The 15702-nt window shown below is 67.6% G+C and carries 12 protein-coding genes; 11 read left to right on the top strand and 1 reads right to left on the bottom strand.

The features are described 5' to 3' along the window. Position 1 precedes the first annotated feature (1 nt). The 11 genes from ACTHQS_RS04940 to ACTHQS_RS04890 all read left to right on the top strand — a co-directional run bounded on the left by ACTHQS_RS04940 (position 2) and on the right by ACTHQS_RS04890 (position 14510). Complete coding sequence (locus ACTHQS_RS04940; RefSeq protein WP_440166578.1) at positions 2-1624, top strand: ABC transporter permease; 1623 nt, start codon at positions 2-4, stop codon at positions 1622-1624. Continuing rightward, the gene (locus ACTHQS_RS04935) at positions 1621-2133 is read left to right on the top strand and encodes a GbsR/MarR family transcriptional regulator (protein WP_440166576.1); all 513 of its coding nucleotides are present in this window, start codon (positions 1621-1623) and stop codon (positions 2131-2133) included. Before ACTHQS_RS04940 ends, ACTHQS_RS04935 begins: the two co-directional genes overlap by 4 nt. Then, complete coding sequence (corA, locus tag ACTHQS_RS04930) at positions 2130-3146, top strand: magnesium/cobalt transporter CorA (protein WP_440166574.1); 1017 nt, start codon at positions 2130-2132, stop codon at positions 3144-3146. The genes ACTHQS_RS04935 and corA overlap by 4 nt, the downstream gene beginning before the upstream one ends. Before the next feature lie 112 nt (positions 3147-3258). Then, positions 3259-4611 carry an Nramp family divalent metal transporter gene (locus ACTHQS_RS04925; RefSeq protein WP_440166573.1) on the top strand — a complete coding sequence of 451 codons (1353 nt, stop codon included), beginning with the start codon at positions 3259-3261 and terminating at the stop codon, positions 4609-4611. A gap of 92 nt (positions 4612-4703) precedes the next feature. Continuing rightward, a complete protein-coding gene (locus ACTHQS_RS04920; RefSeq protein ID WP_440166571.1) occupies positions 4704-6164 on the top strand; it encodes an aminotransferase class I/II-fold pyridoxal phosphate-dependent enzyme in 1461 nt (486 codons plus the stop codon). 36 nt (positions 6165-6200) lie between these two features. Then, positions 6201-7241, top strand: a complete 1041-nt coding sequence (locus tag ACTHQS_RS04915; protein ID WP_440166569.1) for an o-succinylbenzoate synthase — start codon at positions 6201-6203, stop codon at positions 7239-7241. A gap of 173 nt (positions 7242-7414) precedes the next feature. After that, complete coding sequence (locus ACTHQS_RS04910; RefSeq protein WP_440166567.1) at positions 7415-9481, top strand: PhoX family protein; 2067 nt, start codon at positions 7415-7417, stop codon at positions 9479-9481. A gap of 271 nt (positions 9482-9752) precedes the next feature. Next, positions 9753-11174, top strand: a complete 1422-nt coding sequence (locus ACTHQS_RS04905; protein ID WP_440166566.1) for an extracellular solute-binding protein — start codon at positions 9753-9755, stop codon at positions 11172-11174. Beyond that, positions 11171-12172, top strand: coding sequence for a carbohydrate ABC transporter permease (locus tag ACTHQS_RS04900; protein WP_440166565.1), 1002 nt, complete (start codon positions 11171-11173; stop codon positions 12170-12172). Before ACTHQS_RS04905 ends, ACTHQS_RS04900 begins: the two co-directional genes overlap by 4 nt. Positions 12173-12180: 8 nt before the next feature. Further along, complete coding sequence (locus ACTHQS_RS04895) at positions 12181-13083, top strand: carbohydrate ABC transporter permease (protein ID WP_324642781.1); 903 nt, start codon at positions 12181-12183, stop codon at positions 13081-13083. 32 nt (positions 13084-13115) lie between these two features. Next, positions 13116-14510 (top strand): glycoside hydrolase family 32 protein, encoded by a 1395-nt coding sequence (locus ACTHQS_RS04890; RefSeq protein WP_440166564.1) that lies wholly within the window; start codon positions 13116-13118, stop codon positions 14508-14510. A gap of 42 nt (positions 14511-14552) precedes the next feature. Here ACTHQS_RS04890 and ACTHQS_RS04885 read toward each other — a convergent pair whose 3' ends face one another. After that, positions 14553-15641: a LacI family DNA-binding transcriptional regulator gene (locus ACTHQS_RS04885; protein ID WP_440166562.1), complete on the bottom strand. Its 1089-nt coding sequence runs from the start codon at positions 15639-15641 to the stop codon at positions 14553-14555. Positions 15642-15702: the final 61 nt, after the last annotated feature.

Raw genomic sequence — 15702 nt, 5'->3', positions numbered from 1 at the left:
CATGGGCGTCCTCCTGGTCCTCTGGGGCCAGCGGGTGCGCCGGGACCGCTGGCAGCTCCTGAGCTGGGTGGTGGCCATCGGTGCGTTTGCCCTGTTCGCGGCCGCCGCCGTCACCCAGACCTACGGCAACGTGGCCAGCCGCACCGAGATCCTGCAGGTGGCCATCGCCACCCCCGCCATCCTGATGCTCCGCGGCCTGCCCCGCGGCGCAGACCAAGGGGCCTTCACGTTTTTCCTGATCTACGCGTTCCTTGCCCTGCTGGCAGGCCTGATGAGCACATTCCTGGCGGTCCGCCACTCCAGGGCCGACGAGGAATCCGGCGGCGCGGAACTGGTGGCCGCCACGCCCGCGGGACGCCTGATGCCCACCACGGCAACCCTGCTGCACGGAATCACGGCGAACATCCTCGTGTCGCTCGCGGTGTACTTCGGCTTCCTGTCGCAGGGCCTGGACCCCCAAGGTTCCCTGGCTGCTGGAGCCGCAACGGGCGCCGTCGGACTCTCGTTCCTGGGCGTGGGGCTGCTGGTGGCCCAGTTCATGGGCACATCACGGGGTGCCAACGGTGTGTCCGCTGCACTGGTTGCCCTGGCCTACGTCCTGCGCGGGATCGGGGATGCCACCGGTACGCCCGGCACCGACGGGACCACCATGACCGAAGGGGCCGCCAGCTGGTTCTCGCCCATCGGCTGGGGCCAGCAGACATACGCTTACTCAGGGAACCGCGGCTGGCCGCTGCTGCTGCCGGTGGGGCTCGCCGTCGGCTGCCTCGCAGCTGCCTGGCTCATCCTCCGCACGCGCGACAACGGGGCCAGCGTCTGGGAAGCGCGGCCCGGACGTGCCGCCGCCCGGGGCGGCCTTCGCAGTCCCGTGGCCCTCGCCTTGCGGCTGCAGGCCGGATCGATTTTCGGGTGGGGCCTGGGCGGCCTGGCCCTGGGCCTGCTGGCGGGGTCGCTCGGAACGGCGATTGCCGCCGTCGACACCCCGGACACCAACATCACCGCCGTGATGCGGGCCATGCTCCAGTCGCAGGGAACCTCGCTCACCCAGCTCATGGTGTCGGTGCTGTTTTCCATGGCAGGGGTCCTGGCTGCGGCGTGTGCCCTGCAGGCGGTGGCGAGGCTGCGGCAGGAGGAAGCGGCAGGAACCGCCGAACTCCTGCTGTCCGCCCCGGTGGGACGCGTCCGGTGGCTGGCCGGTTACCTGCTGCTCGGCGCGGCCGCCGTGGTGCTGGTGGTGGGACTCACGGGGGTGGGCGCGTGGGCCACCCTCACCGGCTCCGGCGATGAATCCATGCCCGCCGATGCCCTTTGGCAAACCGCCCTGGCCCAGCTGCCGGCGGCACTGATCTACCTGGCCGTTCCGGCCCTGGTGTTCGTCCTGTGGCCCGCCGCCACCATCGGGGCCAGCTGGGGACTGCTGGCCCTGGGGGTGCTGCTGGGCATTTTCGGCGGGATGCTGGGCATTGACCAAAGCCTGCGCGACCTGTCGCCGTTCACCCACACGCCGGTGCCGCATGGGGACGCCACGGACTGGAGCGGCGCCTGGTGGATGCTGCTGGTTGCCGCGGTTGCCGCCGCGCTGGCTGTGGCGGCGATGCGGCGGAGGGAGGTTGGCGCGGCATGAGCGCAGACGCCGACGTGGTTGGCTCCCGGGCCCCGGAACTCACCGCCGCCGCTGGTGCCACGGCGGCCGCTGCCGAACGGACTGCGGCCGCCTTCGCGGCGGCCGGGTTTCCAAAGATGCCCGCGCGGACACTGCTGGCGCTGGTGTCCTCGGAGCAGGGGAGCCTCACCGCTGCAGAGCTTTCCGAGCAGCTGGGGGCAAGCGCCGCTGCCGTCTCCGGCGCCGTGCGGTACCTGCAGGCCGTGGGCTTCGTGCACCGGGTCTCACAGCCCGGAAGCCGCCGCGACCTCTACGCCCTGCACCAGGACGAATGGTACGTGGCGTCCATGCGCAACAGCCCCGTCTACGAAAAGCTTGCGGCCCTGACCGACGCGACGGCCGAAACACTCCCTGAAGGATCGGCGGCGCGGGCCCGGGTGGCGGAGATGGCCCGGTTCTACCGCTTCCTCAATTCCCGGATGCCGGCCCTGCTGGACGACTGGGAGCAAGAGCGGGAGGCGGAGCCGTGACCATCATCGATAACGCGGTGTACGTGAACGGGCTCCGCACCGAGGACCCGGAAGACCTTGACGAGACCTACTTCCTGCTCCGCCAGCGCGAGGGGATGGCGTGGATCGGCCTCTACCGGCCGGACCCGGAGGAACTGCACTCCGTGGGCGAGGAATTCGACCTCAACGCCCTGGCCATCGAGGACGCGCTCGCCGGCCACCAGCGGGCCAAGCTGGAGCATTACGGCGAGTGCCTGTTCCTGGTGCTCCGGCCCGCCAGGTACCGCGACGATGAAGAGAAGGTGGACTTCGGGGAGATCCATGTTTTTGTCGGCGACGAGTACGTGGTCACCGTCCGGCACGCCGAATCCCCCGACCTGGCCAAGGTCCGGCGCCGGATGGAGGCCATGCCCGAATTCCTGGCCCTGGGACCTGACGCGGTGCTGTACGGGATCCTGGACCAGGTGGTGGACGAATACGAACCGGTGGTGGCCGGCCTGGAGAACGACATCGACGAAATCGAGGACGACCTCTTTGGCGCGGACCCCGACGTGTCCCGCAGGATCTATGAGTTGTCCCGCCAGGTCATCACCTTCCAACGCGCCACCAGCCCGCTCGCGGGAATCCTGCAGGCCCTGATGGCCGGAACACCGGACCGCGAACAGGCGACAGAACTCCGGGACCACTACCGGGACGTCCTGGACCACGTCATCCGGCTCAACGAGCGCGTGGCGTCCTTCCGTGCTTTGCTCCAGAACGCGCTCGCCGTCAATGCCGCCCTAGTGGCCCAGCGGCAAAACGATGAGATGCAGCGCATGACCGAGTCCAGCTTCGAACAGAACGAGCAGGTCAAGCGCATCTCCTCATGGGCTGCCATCCTGTTCGCGCCCACCCTGGTGGCGTCCATCTACGGCATGAATTTCGCCAACATGCCCGAGCTCGCCTGGACCTACGGCTATCCGTATGCGCTGGGGCTGATGGTGGCCATGGGCCTGGTCCTCTACCTTGCGTTCAAGCACAACAAGTGGATCTGATCCGCCGCTGCGGAACTTTTCTTCCAGATTCATGGTCTACCATGGGCTACTAATCCTAAGCATGCTTAGCAGTTGGGCGGCTTAGCGGTCGATGGTGAGCGGAGAAAACTGAATGAGCAAGGCCGAAATTACCGGACGGCCCCAAGTCGATCACCCGGCAGCGAGGGTTGGACGGAAGTCGCTCCTGCGCCGTTTCGGTTCGATGCTCGGGCCCGGCCTAGTGACCGGCGCGGCGGACGATGATCCGTCGGGGATCGCCACCTACGCCAAGGCCGGGGCGGTCTTTTCCAACGGCATGCTGTGGACCGCGCCGGTGACATTGCCCATGATGATGGCCGTCCAGGAGATCTGCGACCGCACGGCGCTGGCCACCGGCGAAAGCCTGGGCAGGCTGGCCAGGCGCAAGTTCTCCCGCCGCCCGCGGGTGGTGATTGCGGTGTTGATCACCGCACTCTTAGTGGGCAATATCCTGAACGCCGCCGCGGACCTGATGGCGATCGGGCAGGGCATGCAGATGCTTGGCGCCGGCCCCGACCACGTGTGGAGCGTGCTTGCGGGTATTGGCATCGCCGCGGCGCTCCTGAGCGGGTCGTTTGCCGTCATTGCGAAGGTGTTCAAATGGCTCTGCGTCACGCTGCTGGCGTATGTGGCCGTCCTGTTCGTCGCCAATGTGGACTGGGCCGACGTCCTGGAAGGCATGCTGGGAATGAAGTTCAGCTTCGCCCCGGAGTACCTTGGCCTGATTGTGGCCGTGCTTGGCACCACCATTTCGCCCTACCTGTTCTTTTGGCAGAGCGCCCACCGGGTGCAGGAGCTGCGCGCCGAGGACCACGGCGGGGACGAGGCAGTGGGACTGAAGGACCGCCCCGATGCTGCCGTCGCCGCCCACACCCTCCGAAAGGCCCGGGCCGACGTGTTCATCGGGATGGTCTTCTCCGTCCTGGTGATGTTCTCGATCATGGCAGCCACGGCAGCAACCCTGGGCAGGGAGGGTACCGAAGTGAATACGGCTGCCGACGTGGCCAAGGCGCTGGACCCTGTGGTGGGACCGGCCGCCACGGTCCTGTTCGCCGCCGGGTTCATCGGCACCGGCATCCTCGGCGTCCCGGTACTCGCGGCGTCCGGGGCAGCGGGGCTGGCCGGCCTGCTCGGCAGGGACTGGGGCCTGGACCTCAGCCCGCGGCGCGCCCCCTTGTTTTACACGTTGCTGGGGATCGGCATGGTGGCTGGTGTCCTCATCAGCTTCTTCTCCTCCGACCCCATCGGCCTCCTGGTCTTCAGTGCCACCGTCAACGGCATTGCAGCGGCCCCGTTCCTGGTGGTCACCATGCTGATCTCGCGGGACAAGGCCATCATGGGCGAGTACCGCAACGGCCGGCTCGCCGCCACGCTCGGCTGGTTCACGGCGGCAGTCATGGTGGTGGCAGGCGGCATTGGCGTCTGGACGACCATCGCCGGAGCCTAGCCCGGCCGCCGGCCGGTGCTGCCGCCGTCGTCCGCGCCGCTTTGAACGCCGCACAAGGCCTTACTGACCGATCCAACGAAAGGAACAACAACATGGACCATAACGAAGCGCCGTTGCTGGACGCATTGGACAGCTATCACAAGTTGGACCGTTACGGCTTCACCCCGCCCGGCCACCGGCAGGGCCGCGGCGCCGATCCCCGCGTCCGGGACATCCTTGGGGCGGAGACATTCCGCGCGGACGTCCTCGCCTCGGCAGGCCTGGACGACCGCTCCTCCTCCGGCGGATACCTGAAGAAGGCAGAGCAGCTGATGGCTGATGCCGTGGGTGCCGACCAGGCCTTCTTCTCCACCTGCGGCAGCTCGTTGTCCGTAAAGGCTGCCGTCATCGCCGTTGCCGCCGGCAAAGGTGATTTGCTGGTCAGCCGCGATGCCCACAAATCCATCACGGCCGGACTGGTGTTCTCCGGCATCCAGCCGCGCTGGATCCGGCCGCGCTGGGACCCCAACCTGCATATTGCCCACCCGCCGTCACCCGCAGATGTGGAGGAGATGTGGGAGCGCCATCCGGATGCGGCCGGCGCCCTGATCGTCAGCCCCACGCCCTACGGCACCTGCGCAGACATCGCCGCCATCGCGAAGATCTGCCACGACCGCGGGAAGCCCCTGATCGTGGACGAGGCCTGGGGTGCGCACCTGCCCTTCCATGAGGGCCTGCCCACCTGGGCGATGAGCGCCGGCGCCGACGTCTGTGTGGTGTCTGTGCACAAGATGGGTGCCGGATTCGAGCAGGGTTCCGTCTACCACCTCCAGGGGGACCTGGTGGACGCCGCGCACCTGTCCCAGTGTGCTGACCTGCTGATGACCACCAGCCCGAATGCCATTTTGTACTCGGCCATTGATGGCTGGCGCCGCCAGATGGTCCAGCACGGGGGCGAGCTCCTTGGCAATGCGCTGGGGCTGGCCCGGAGGCTGCGCCGGGACATCGATGCGCTCCCCGGGATCCATGTGCTGGAGGACGAGCTCCTCGCCGCCGAATCCTCGCACGACCTGGACCGGCTGCAGATCCTCATGGACCTTTCTGGGCTGGGGATCAGCGGCTACCAGGCGGCGGACTGGCTGCGGGAGAACTGCCGCATTGACATGGGGCTCAGTGACCACCGCCGCATCATGGCAACCATGTCGATGGCCGATGACGACGCCTCCGCGGAGCGGCTGCTGGCGGCGTTGCGTGCCCTTATTGACGCAGCCCCTTCGCTTCCGTCCCCTCCGGAGGTTTCCCTGCCTTCGCCGTGGGACCTGGAACTGGAGACGGTTGCCCTTCCCCGCGACGCCTTCTTCGGTCCCCGTGAAGATGTGCCCGCGCGGGAAGCTGTGGGACGGGTCGCTGCCGAGCAGATCACGCCCTACCCGCCCGGCATTCCCGTGGTTGTTCCCGGCGAGAGGATCAACGAAGCGGTCATTGAGTACCTGGAATCGGGGTTGAAGGCCGGGATGGTCCTGCCCGATCCGGCCGACCCGTCGCTGGGCACCATCCGGGTGGTGCGGGAGTAACTGGGCGCTCCGGACCAGCGGCGTACAGTAAACGGCATGCCCAACCCCGGTCTCCCGACTGCCCCTGGTACCCCGCCCCAACCAGTTCCCCCGCTCGCGGAACTGCTGGCCAGCGCCCACGTGGTCAGCCTGCCCATGCGGGTGAAGTTCCGCGGGATCACGCAGCGGGAGTCCCTCCTGCTCCGCGGCCCCGCGGGCTGGGGCGAGTTTGGCCCGTTCCCGGAGTACGGCGACGCCGAGGCCGCGCGGTGGCTGGCCGCGGCCATCGAGGCTGGGTGGCATGGCTTTCCCGCGCCGCTGCGGACATCGGTTCCCGTCAACGCTACGGTGCCGGCGGTTTCCGCTGACCGGGTGCCGGACGTGCTGGCCCGGTTCGGCCGGGTGGACGCCGTTAAGGTCAAGGTGGCGGAGCAGGGGCAGTCACTGGACGACGACGTTGCGCGGCTTTCTGCCGTCCGCGCCGCTTTACCGGACGCGGCCGTGCGCGTGGATGCCAACGGCGGGTGGGACGTACCGGCCGCCGTGGAGGCACTGACCCGGCTGGCGCCGGTGGGGCTGGAGTACGCAGAGCAGCCGGTGCGGTCCACTGAGGGGCTGGCCGAGGTCCGGTCCCGGCTGCGGGACGCCGGGACTCCGGTGCTGATCGCGGCGGACGAGAGTGTCCGCAAGGAAACTGATCCCCTCCGCGTTGCCCGGGCCGGCGCGGCGGACCTGATCGTGGTCAAGGTGGCGCCGCTTGGGGGAGTGCGGCGCGCCCTGGACATCGTGGCACAGGCCGGACTTCCCGCCGTCGTGAGCTCCGCCTTGGACACCTCCGTGGGCATCCGGGCCGGGCTGGCGCTGGCCGCCGCCCTGCCGGAGCTGCCCTACGCCTGCGGCCTGGGCACGGTGTCCCTGTTTGAATCCGACGTCACCCTGGACCCCTTGGTGGCCGACGACGGCGCCATCCGCCTCCGCGACGTGGCCGCCGACGTCGGGCTGCTGGAGCGGTTTGCCGCGCCCGCGGAACGTCGGGACTGGTGGCTTGACCGGCTCCGCCGCGTCCACGCCCTCCTCACCCCATCGATTGCTCCGTAATTGTCGTTTTGAGGCCTCAAAACGGCAGGTACGGAGCAACCGATGAGGGAATAGGCAGCGTTCCTGCAGGTCACAGGGGGTTCACCCTAAGTTCATCCATTTGATGGGCAGCCGTAGGAAGAGGCTGGAAGGGTGATCGGGCATCCCCAGTGAGATTCCTTGGAAGGTTCCCCATGTCTGAAACTGCCCGCAAGTTCACCCTGCTGCCCATGCTCGGCCATACCAAGGGCAAGCGCAGCCCCGTCACCTGTGCGCTCAAGTGCGACAACGCCTGCGCCGGTGACGTCTGCAACACCAGCTCCAACAGCTACTTCCGCGACATCGCCTCGGCCACCATGTCCCGCCGTGCCGCCCTGGGCCTTGGCGCCGCCGGTGCCCTCGCCGTCGCCCTCGGTTCAGCCGTGAGCTCCGCTGAACCTGCCTCCGCCGCGGGCCTGTCCAAGGCCGCCAAGGAAGGTTTCGGTAACTCCAAGCTGCAGTTCACCGCCATCAAGCCGGTGGACAAGGCTGTTGACGCGTTCACCGTTCCGGAGGGCTTCACCTGGCAGCCCATCATCCGCTGGGGTGACCCGCTGTTCAGCGATTCCCCGGAGTTCGACCTGGACAACCAGACCGCGGCAGCCCAGGCCCGCCAGTTTGGCTACAACAACGACTACACGGACATCGTGGAGATTCCGGGCAGCAAGGGCCGCCGCGCGGTGCTGTTCACCAACCACGAGTACACCAACGAAAGCATCATGGTTCCCGCCGGCTGCGACCCCGTGGAAACCCGCGCCATCGGCCGCGCCGCCCATGGCCTGGCCGTGGTGGAATTGGAGCGCAAGAACACCACCAAGCCGTGGAGCTACGTGAAGGGCGCGCCGCTTAACCGCCGCTACCTCTCCGACACCACCTACGAACTCACCGGCCCGGTTGCCGGCTCGGCGCTGGTGAAGACCGTGGCCGACCCGTCCGGCCGCGCCATCAAGGGCACGTTCGGCAACTGCTCCGGCGGCACCACCCCCTGGGGCACCATCCTCTCCGGCGAGGAAAACTTCAACGGCTACTTCGTGGCCGGCGGCACGTCAGCCGGCGACAAGCGCTACGGTCTCACCGCCAAGCCCACCGCACGCAAGTGGGAACTCGATGACCCCCGCTTCGACACCCGCAACGCCGGCTACGAGAACGAGGCCAATCGCTTCGGCTGGATCGTCGAAGTCGACCCGTTCGATCCCACCTCCACCCCCAAGAAGCGCTCCGCCATGGGCCGCTTCAAGCACGAGGGCGCCAACGTGATCGTGGCCGCATCCGGCCACGTGGTGGCCTACATGGGCGACGACGAGAAGTTCGACTACCTCTACAAGTTCGTCTCGGCGGACACATACCGTGAGGGCGACCGCAGGCACAACATGAACCTGCTGTCCGAGGGCGACCTCTACGTTGCCAAGTTCACCGGCAACTCACCCGCTGCGGAAATCACCGGAACCGGGGCACTTCCTTCCGACGGCGCCTTCGACGGCACCGGCGAATGGCTGCCCCTGATGGTTGCCGGCAAGTCCGCCGTCCCGGGCATGTCGGTCGAGGAGGTCCTGGTGTACACCCGGCTCGCAGCGGACAAGGTTGGGCCCACCAAGATGGACCGCTGCGAGGACGTCCAGCCCAGCCTGCACACCGGCAAGGTCTACGTGGTCTGCACCAACAACTCCGACCGCGGCACCGGCACCAAGGAAGGCGCAACCGAGGTCAACCCGCGCACCCAGAACCGCGACGGCCACATCGTGGAAATCACCGAAACCGGGGACCAGACCTCCACCAAGTTCAACTGGACCCTCCTGATGGTCTGCGGCGATCCGGCGCAGGGTGACGTCACCTACTTCTCCGGCTACCCGGTGGACAAGGTTTCGCCCATCTCCTGCCCGGACAACGTGGCCTTCGATTCCGTGGGCAACCTCTGGATCTCCACCGACGGCGCCCCTTCCGGCATCGGCTACAACGACGGCCTCTTCAAGGTCACCCTGCACGGCGTCGAGCGGGGCAAGGTGGAGCAGTTCCTTTCCGTTCCCCGCGACGCCGAAACCTGCGGCCCGGTCATCCACGACGACGAGCGCACGGTGTTCGTCTCCGTGCAGCACCCGGGCGAGGACGGCACCTTCGAGGCGCCCAACTCGTTTTTCCCGGACTACGTCCCTGCAGGTGCGACGCCGGCCCCCGGCCAGGTGCGCGCGCCCCGTCCTTCAGTGGTCCAGGTCTTCCGCGGCTAACCCGGCCCACCCGGACGCGCCATCACTTTTGGCCCCCGTTCCGGGGACGCCCCATCACCTTTGGCGACGTTTCCGTCAACGCCCCATCACCTTTGGCGACTTTTCCGTCAACGCCCGCTCACCTTCCGCCCTTTCCGGCGGAATGGTGGGCGGGCGTTTCGGGCTTAAACGCGCGTCTCTCCCAGCTGCCGTGGAGGCGCTCCATGTGATGCTTGACACGTGTTAGGTTCGTAATCTACAGTTCCTAACACGTGTTAGGAAGGAAAACGACATGACCGGAGCCATAAACGGGCACCTGCGGGACATCACCCGCCGTACCGCCCTGGGTGCCCTCGGCGCGGGAATCATCGGAGCAACCGTGGCGTCGTGGCCGCGGCTCTCCGGAACGGACATCCCGGGCCGCGGGGACAACAGCCTCAGCATCGCCATCATGGGCACCGCCGCGGACGCCGCCGCCCGCCAACGTGCCATCGACGCATTCACCCGCCTCCATCCGGAGATCCGGGTCAAGGTCCAAGCCATCCAGGCCGTGGACTGGAAAGACTTCTTCACCAAGATCCTCACCATGGTGGCCGCGGGAACCCCGCCGGACGTGGTGTACGTGGCGACCGAGGGCGCCCAGCTGTTCGCCGAAAAGCTGGCCCACCCGCTGGACGAGTACATCCGCCGCGATGCTGCGGACATGCGCGAATTCTTCGACGACGTCCACCCCAGCCTGGTGGAAGCCTTCATGTACAAGGGCAGCCTGTACCAGCTCCCCATGGACTGGAACGCGGCCAACATGTACTACAACACGGCCGCGTTCGCGCAGGCAGGCCTGGACCAGCCGGCCGACGACTGGACCCACATCGATTTCCGCAACAGCCTCGCCGCGATGCGCAAGGCCCGGACCTCCGACTTCACGCCCTACTACTGGACCAACCGGCTCTTCGGCGGTGTGGTGCCGTGGCTCTACGCCAACGACACCAGCTTCCTCAAAGAGACCCGGTCCGCGGGCGGCGACTGGCTCTGGGACGGCTTCTACGCCAACGACCCCTCCCGCAGCCTCCGCTCCGGCGGCTACCAGTGGCTGGAACCGAACGCGAACGACGACCGGGTGTTCGAGTCCTTCGACTACCTCCGCGGCCTGGTCAAGGACGGACTGGGCGTCCGGCCGGAAGAAGGCGGGGGCAGTTCCCTGGTGGGCCTGTTCGCCTCCAACCGGATCGGAACCACGCCCGCCGGCGGCTACTGGGTGCAGGGCCTGCATGAGGCCGGCATGGGTGCCAACGACTTCGACGTCCAGTTCTTCCCGCGCTGGAAGACCCAGCGCCACCAGTTCGGCACCGCCGGCTACGCGATCATGAAGACCGCCAAGGACAAGGATGCCGCCTGGGAATGGATCAAGTTCAGCTCCAGCCGCGAGGCGATGGAGCTGATCTTCCCTAGCCCGATCACCACGCCGGCGCGCCGCTCCATGGTCAACGAACAGCTGTATGCCGGCAAGGGTCCCGCCCACTGGAAGGTCTTCTACGACACCTTGGACCGGTTCCCCACCACTGGCCCCATCCCGGCACCACCCCAGCAGGCCGCCGTCGAAACGGCCCTGATGAAGAACGTATCCCTTGCCGTCAGCGGGGACGAGCAGCAGCTCAAGCAGGCCCTCGCATCCATGCAGCGCGACCTTGAACTGGCCCTGAGGAGGCAGTCATGAGCACCACCACCCCGCCCCGGGAACGGCCCAAGCGGGCTGCCGGCCGGGCACGTACGACGACGGCCCGCACCAGCGGCGCCAACATCTCCGGCGGTGCCGCGAGCGCCGGGAGCCGCAGCGGAGCCGGGCACAACCAGCGCTGGCTGGCCTGGATCTTCCTGGCGCCCACCATCCTGGGCATGGGCCTGTTCACCCTGGTTCCCATCGTGGCCTCGGTTGTCCTTGCCTTCTTCCGCTGGGACATCATCTCGGCACCAACCTTCGTGGGCTTCGATAACTTCTCGGAAGTGGTCCAGGACCCCACCGTGCGGGTGTCCTTCCTGAACACCATCGTGTTCGTGGTGGTGGCGGTGGCACTCCAGCTGGGACTCGCCCTGGCATTGGCGGTCATGGTGCAGGAGAAGATGCCGGCGTGGCTGCGGGTGTTCTTCCGGTCCGCGTTCTTCTTCCCGCTGATCCTGTCCGCCGCCTCGGTGTCCATCTTCATGCGGTACCTCTTCAACGAACAGTTCGGCGTGGTCAACTGGTTCCTGTCCCTGGTGGGCATCCCCGCCGTGCCGTGGCTGACCACACCGGGCGGATCGGCCGCCGTCGTGATCCTGGTGTACGTCTGGCAGAACTTCGGCTTCTCCTTCCTCCTGTTCATCGGGGGCCTTGCCTCCATTCCCGTCGAGACATACGAGGCAGCCGCGATTGACGGCGCCACCGGCTGGCGCAAACACCTCCACGTGACGTTGCCGCTGCTGAGCCCCACCACGCTCGTCGCCTCGGTCATGGCCATCATCAGCGCACTGCAGGTCTTCGACCAGCCCTACGTCCTGACCCGCGGCGGCCCCGGCGACTCCACCCGCACCGCCGTCATGGTCATCTTCGAATCGGCGTTCCAGCGGCTCGAATTCGGCCAGGCGTCCGCCATCGGCGTGCTGCTCACGCTGATCATCATGGCCATCACGGCCGCACAGTTCCGGCTCAGCAAACGATTCGTCTTCTACCAGTAAGGCCAGCCATGACAACCACAACTGACCACGGCCTGGCCGGACATTCCCCCCGGCTCTCCCAAGGCCTCCCCATCACCACGCCCAACCGGAAGAAGTTCAACTGGAATTTCGCCGTCCGGACCCTCCTGCTGCTGCTCGCGGCCGCCCTCACGCTCGGACCTGTGCTCTGGACCCTGTCCACGTCGCTGCGGTCGCCGTCGGAATCGTTCAAGCTGCCGCCGTCTTTCATTCCCTGGAACCCGGACTTCACCTCCTACGGCGAAGTATTCAAGCAGCTGAATATCTTCCTGCTGGTCCTCAACAGCGCCCTGGTCACCGGCGTAATCGCAGTGGGCCAGATGGTCTCCGCAGCCCTGGCCGGTTACGCGTTCGCGCACCTGAAATTCCGTGGTCGAGGGGCGCTGTTCTCGATCGTGCTGGCCACCATGATGGTGCCCGTGCAGGTGACGATCGTCCCCGTCTTCATGCTGATCCGCGGCATGGGCCTGTCCGACACCCTGCTCGCGCTGATCCTGCCGGCCATCCCGACGGCGTTCGGCACGTTCCTGATGCGGCAGTACTTCATGGGGCTGCCGGCAGAACTCGCCGAAGCCGCGTCGATCGACGGCGCCAGCCCTTGGCGGACATTCCGTTCCGTGTACGCGCCGCTGGCGATGCCCGGCATGGCGATCGTGGGAATCCTCGCGTTCAACTTCCACTGGAACGAGTTCTTCCGCCCGCTGATCCTCACCATTTCCGAACAGAACTTCACGCTCCCGCTGGGCCTTGTCTCACTGCAGGGCAACCTGGGCACTGGCAGCATCTCGGTGGTCCTGGCGGGCGTAGTCCTGTCCATGATCCCCGCGCTGGTGGTCTTCATCTTCGGCCAACGCGCCCTGCAGGACGGCCTCACAGCCGGAACCGGCAAGTAAACCTCCCTCCCTCAAGCCCGAAAGGCCGTTCCATGACCTCCCCGGACCTCGCCGCCGTCCATCCCGGCACCGTCACCTTCGACGACGTTGCCGCCGCCCACCCCGACCCCGCCTTCCCCCGCTTCCACCCGCGCCCGGCACAGGGCTGGATCAACGACCCCAACGGCATCAGCTTCATCAACGGCCGGTACCACGTGTTTTTCCAGTACAACCCGGACTCGGCCCGGCACCACAGGATCGCCTGGGGACACGTGAGCTCGGCGGACCTGGTCCGCTGGGAGGAGCACCCCGTGGCGCTTCGCCCGCAGGATGGCGGCCCCGACGAGTACGGCTGCTGGACAGGGGTGGTGACGGACGACGACGGTGTTCCCACCGCTGCCTACTCCGGCGTCCGCGGCGACGGGGGCCACTCACAGGTGGTCATCGCCCGCGGCTCGGAGGACCTTGTCCACTGGGAGCAGGCAGGCCACGTTTCCGCCACCATGCCCGCCGACGGACTGGTGACCGCAGTGCGGGACCCGTTCATTTTCCGCTTCAACGGCAAGCGGTACGCCATGCAGGGCGCCGGACTGGCCAACGGGCACGCCGCCCTGCTGCTCTACACCGTGGACGATCTGACCGACTGGAAGTACCAGGGCATCTGGCTGACCTCGGAGAACCCTGTTGCCGCCACGTTCACCCCAGCGGAGATCTGGGAGTGCCCGCAGCTGGTGCAGGTGCCCGACAACGATGCCCCTGCCGGGGGCACCTGGCTGATGATGTTCTCGCTCTGGCTCGCCGGCGACTCACACGAACACGCCAACGGCGTGGGCCACCTGATCGGATCGCTTGCCGAAGACCCCGCCACAGGGCTGCCCGTCTTCACGCCGCGGACCGGCGGAAAGTCCGATCTGGGCCGCGACTTCTACGCCCCGCAGGTGGTGTCCCTGGAGAACCGGGCCCTGCTGTGGGGCTGGGCCAACGAAGGCCCCGGGCGGGACGGGCGCCGCGGCCGCAGCCAGGCAGAGATCGACGCCGCCGGGTGGGCCGGAGTCCTGACCTTCCCGCGCGAGCTTTCGATAATCGACGGTTCCCTTGCGGTCAGCCCTGCCCCGGAAGTCGATGCCTACCGCGGGGACCTGCTCGCCGGCCAGGCATCCGGAATGGTGCCGTTGCCTGCCTTCGCCGAGGCCGTGGTCACCGCAGCAAAGGGCGGTGCGGTGGAATTGCTCCTGGTGGGGAACGGAAGCCGGCAGGTGGTCTTCAGCGGCAGCGTCGACGCGGGGGAGGAGCTGCGGGTGTTCGTGGATGCCTCCCTGGTGGAGGTGTACCATTCCGGGTCGGTGGCAACCACGCTGCGTGCTTACCCGGCTGCGGGGGAGGAGTGGCACCTGAGCCTTCCCGCAGGGGCAACGGCAGACGTCTGGAGCCTGGCCAGGCCCGCGTAACCCGCTCCAAACCCGTCCGGTAGGTCCCGGCCGGCGGCGCGGTCAGCGTCCGGCCGGGACCGGGCCGGTGGATTCCCTGACCACCAGCCGGCAGGGAACCATCGTTTCCCTCGCGGTGCCGGAGACGACGGCGGCAGCCGGGCCGCCGTCGTCGGACGTTCCCTCCGGTGCAGACCCCACCTCGGCGAGCAGTGACGCCATGGCCGTCGCCCCCATCTCCCGGAGCGGCAGGGCCATGGTGCTCAGCGCCGGGACCATGGCCTTCGCGATGCGGAATTCGTCGTCGTACCCCATGACGGACACATCCTGCGGGACGCTCAGGCCCAGTCGGTAGCAGGCCAGCACTACACCGATGGACAGACGGTCGTTGGCGCACAGGATGGCAGTGGGCCGGGCGGCCGGTTCCACGCCTTCGAGGAGTTTCATGGCACCGTGGAAGCCGGCGTCGATGTCCCAGCCCACCTGGATGACGCGGTCCTCGTTGACGGGCATCCCCGCGCCGCTGAAGGCCGCACGGTAGCCCTCGATCCGGCGGGGCGCCGCGGGGGTCAGGGAGTCGCCGGCGAGGAATGCGATGTCCCGGTGGCCCAGGGACATCACGTGCTCTGCGGCTTCCCGGCCACCGCGCACTTCGTCAGGAATCACGGCCGGAAGCCCTGCCTCCGGACGGTCATCGAAGCAGTTGGCCAGGATCGACGGTACACGCGCCATGTTTGCGGGCACGTGCAGCGGCCGCAGGCCCACGGTCACGTACATCAGGCCGTCCACCTGGCGGTCCAGCAGGGTTTCCACGGCGCTCTCATCGCGGGACTCATCCAGCTCGGTGTCCATCACCACGGTCACAAAGCCGTGTTCGCGGGCCACCGCATCGGCGCCGGCAATGATGTTGCCGTCGAACGGGCTGGTGACCACCTGGTCGGACACGATTCCAATGACCCGCGACTGCTGGTTGCGCAGGCTCAGGGCGATCTTGTTGGGGGAGTAGTTGAGCGCTGCCGCTGCCTCCCGGATCCGCTGCTGGCTTTCGAGTGCCACGTTGCCGTCGCCGCGGCCGTTCAGCACCAGCGACACCGCACTGCGCGACACGCCTGCCAGCTTGGCGACGTCGAGGGCGGTGGCCTTGCGCTTCATGGGTGGTCCTTCGGGTGCTGGGATCTCTTGCTTGGGTGAAGTTTACCTAACTCGTGTGAGC

This window comes from Arthrobacter sp. SAFR-044 (genome assembly GCF_051965175.1).
In the GTDB taxonomy this organism is placed as follows: Bacteria; Actinomycetota; Actinomycetes; order Actinomycetales; family Micrococcaceae; genus Arthrobacter.
The sequence above is the reverse complement of the archived record's forward strand: the minus strand, read 5'-3'. Positions and strand labels throughout refer to the sequence as shown.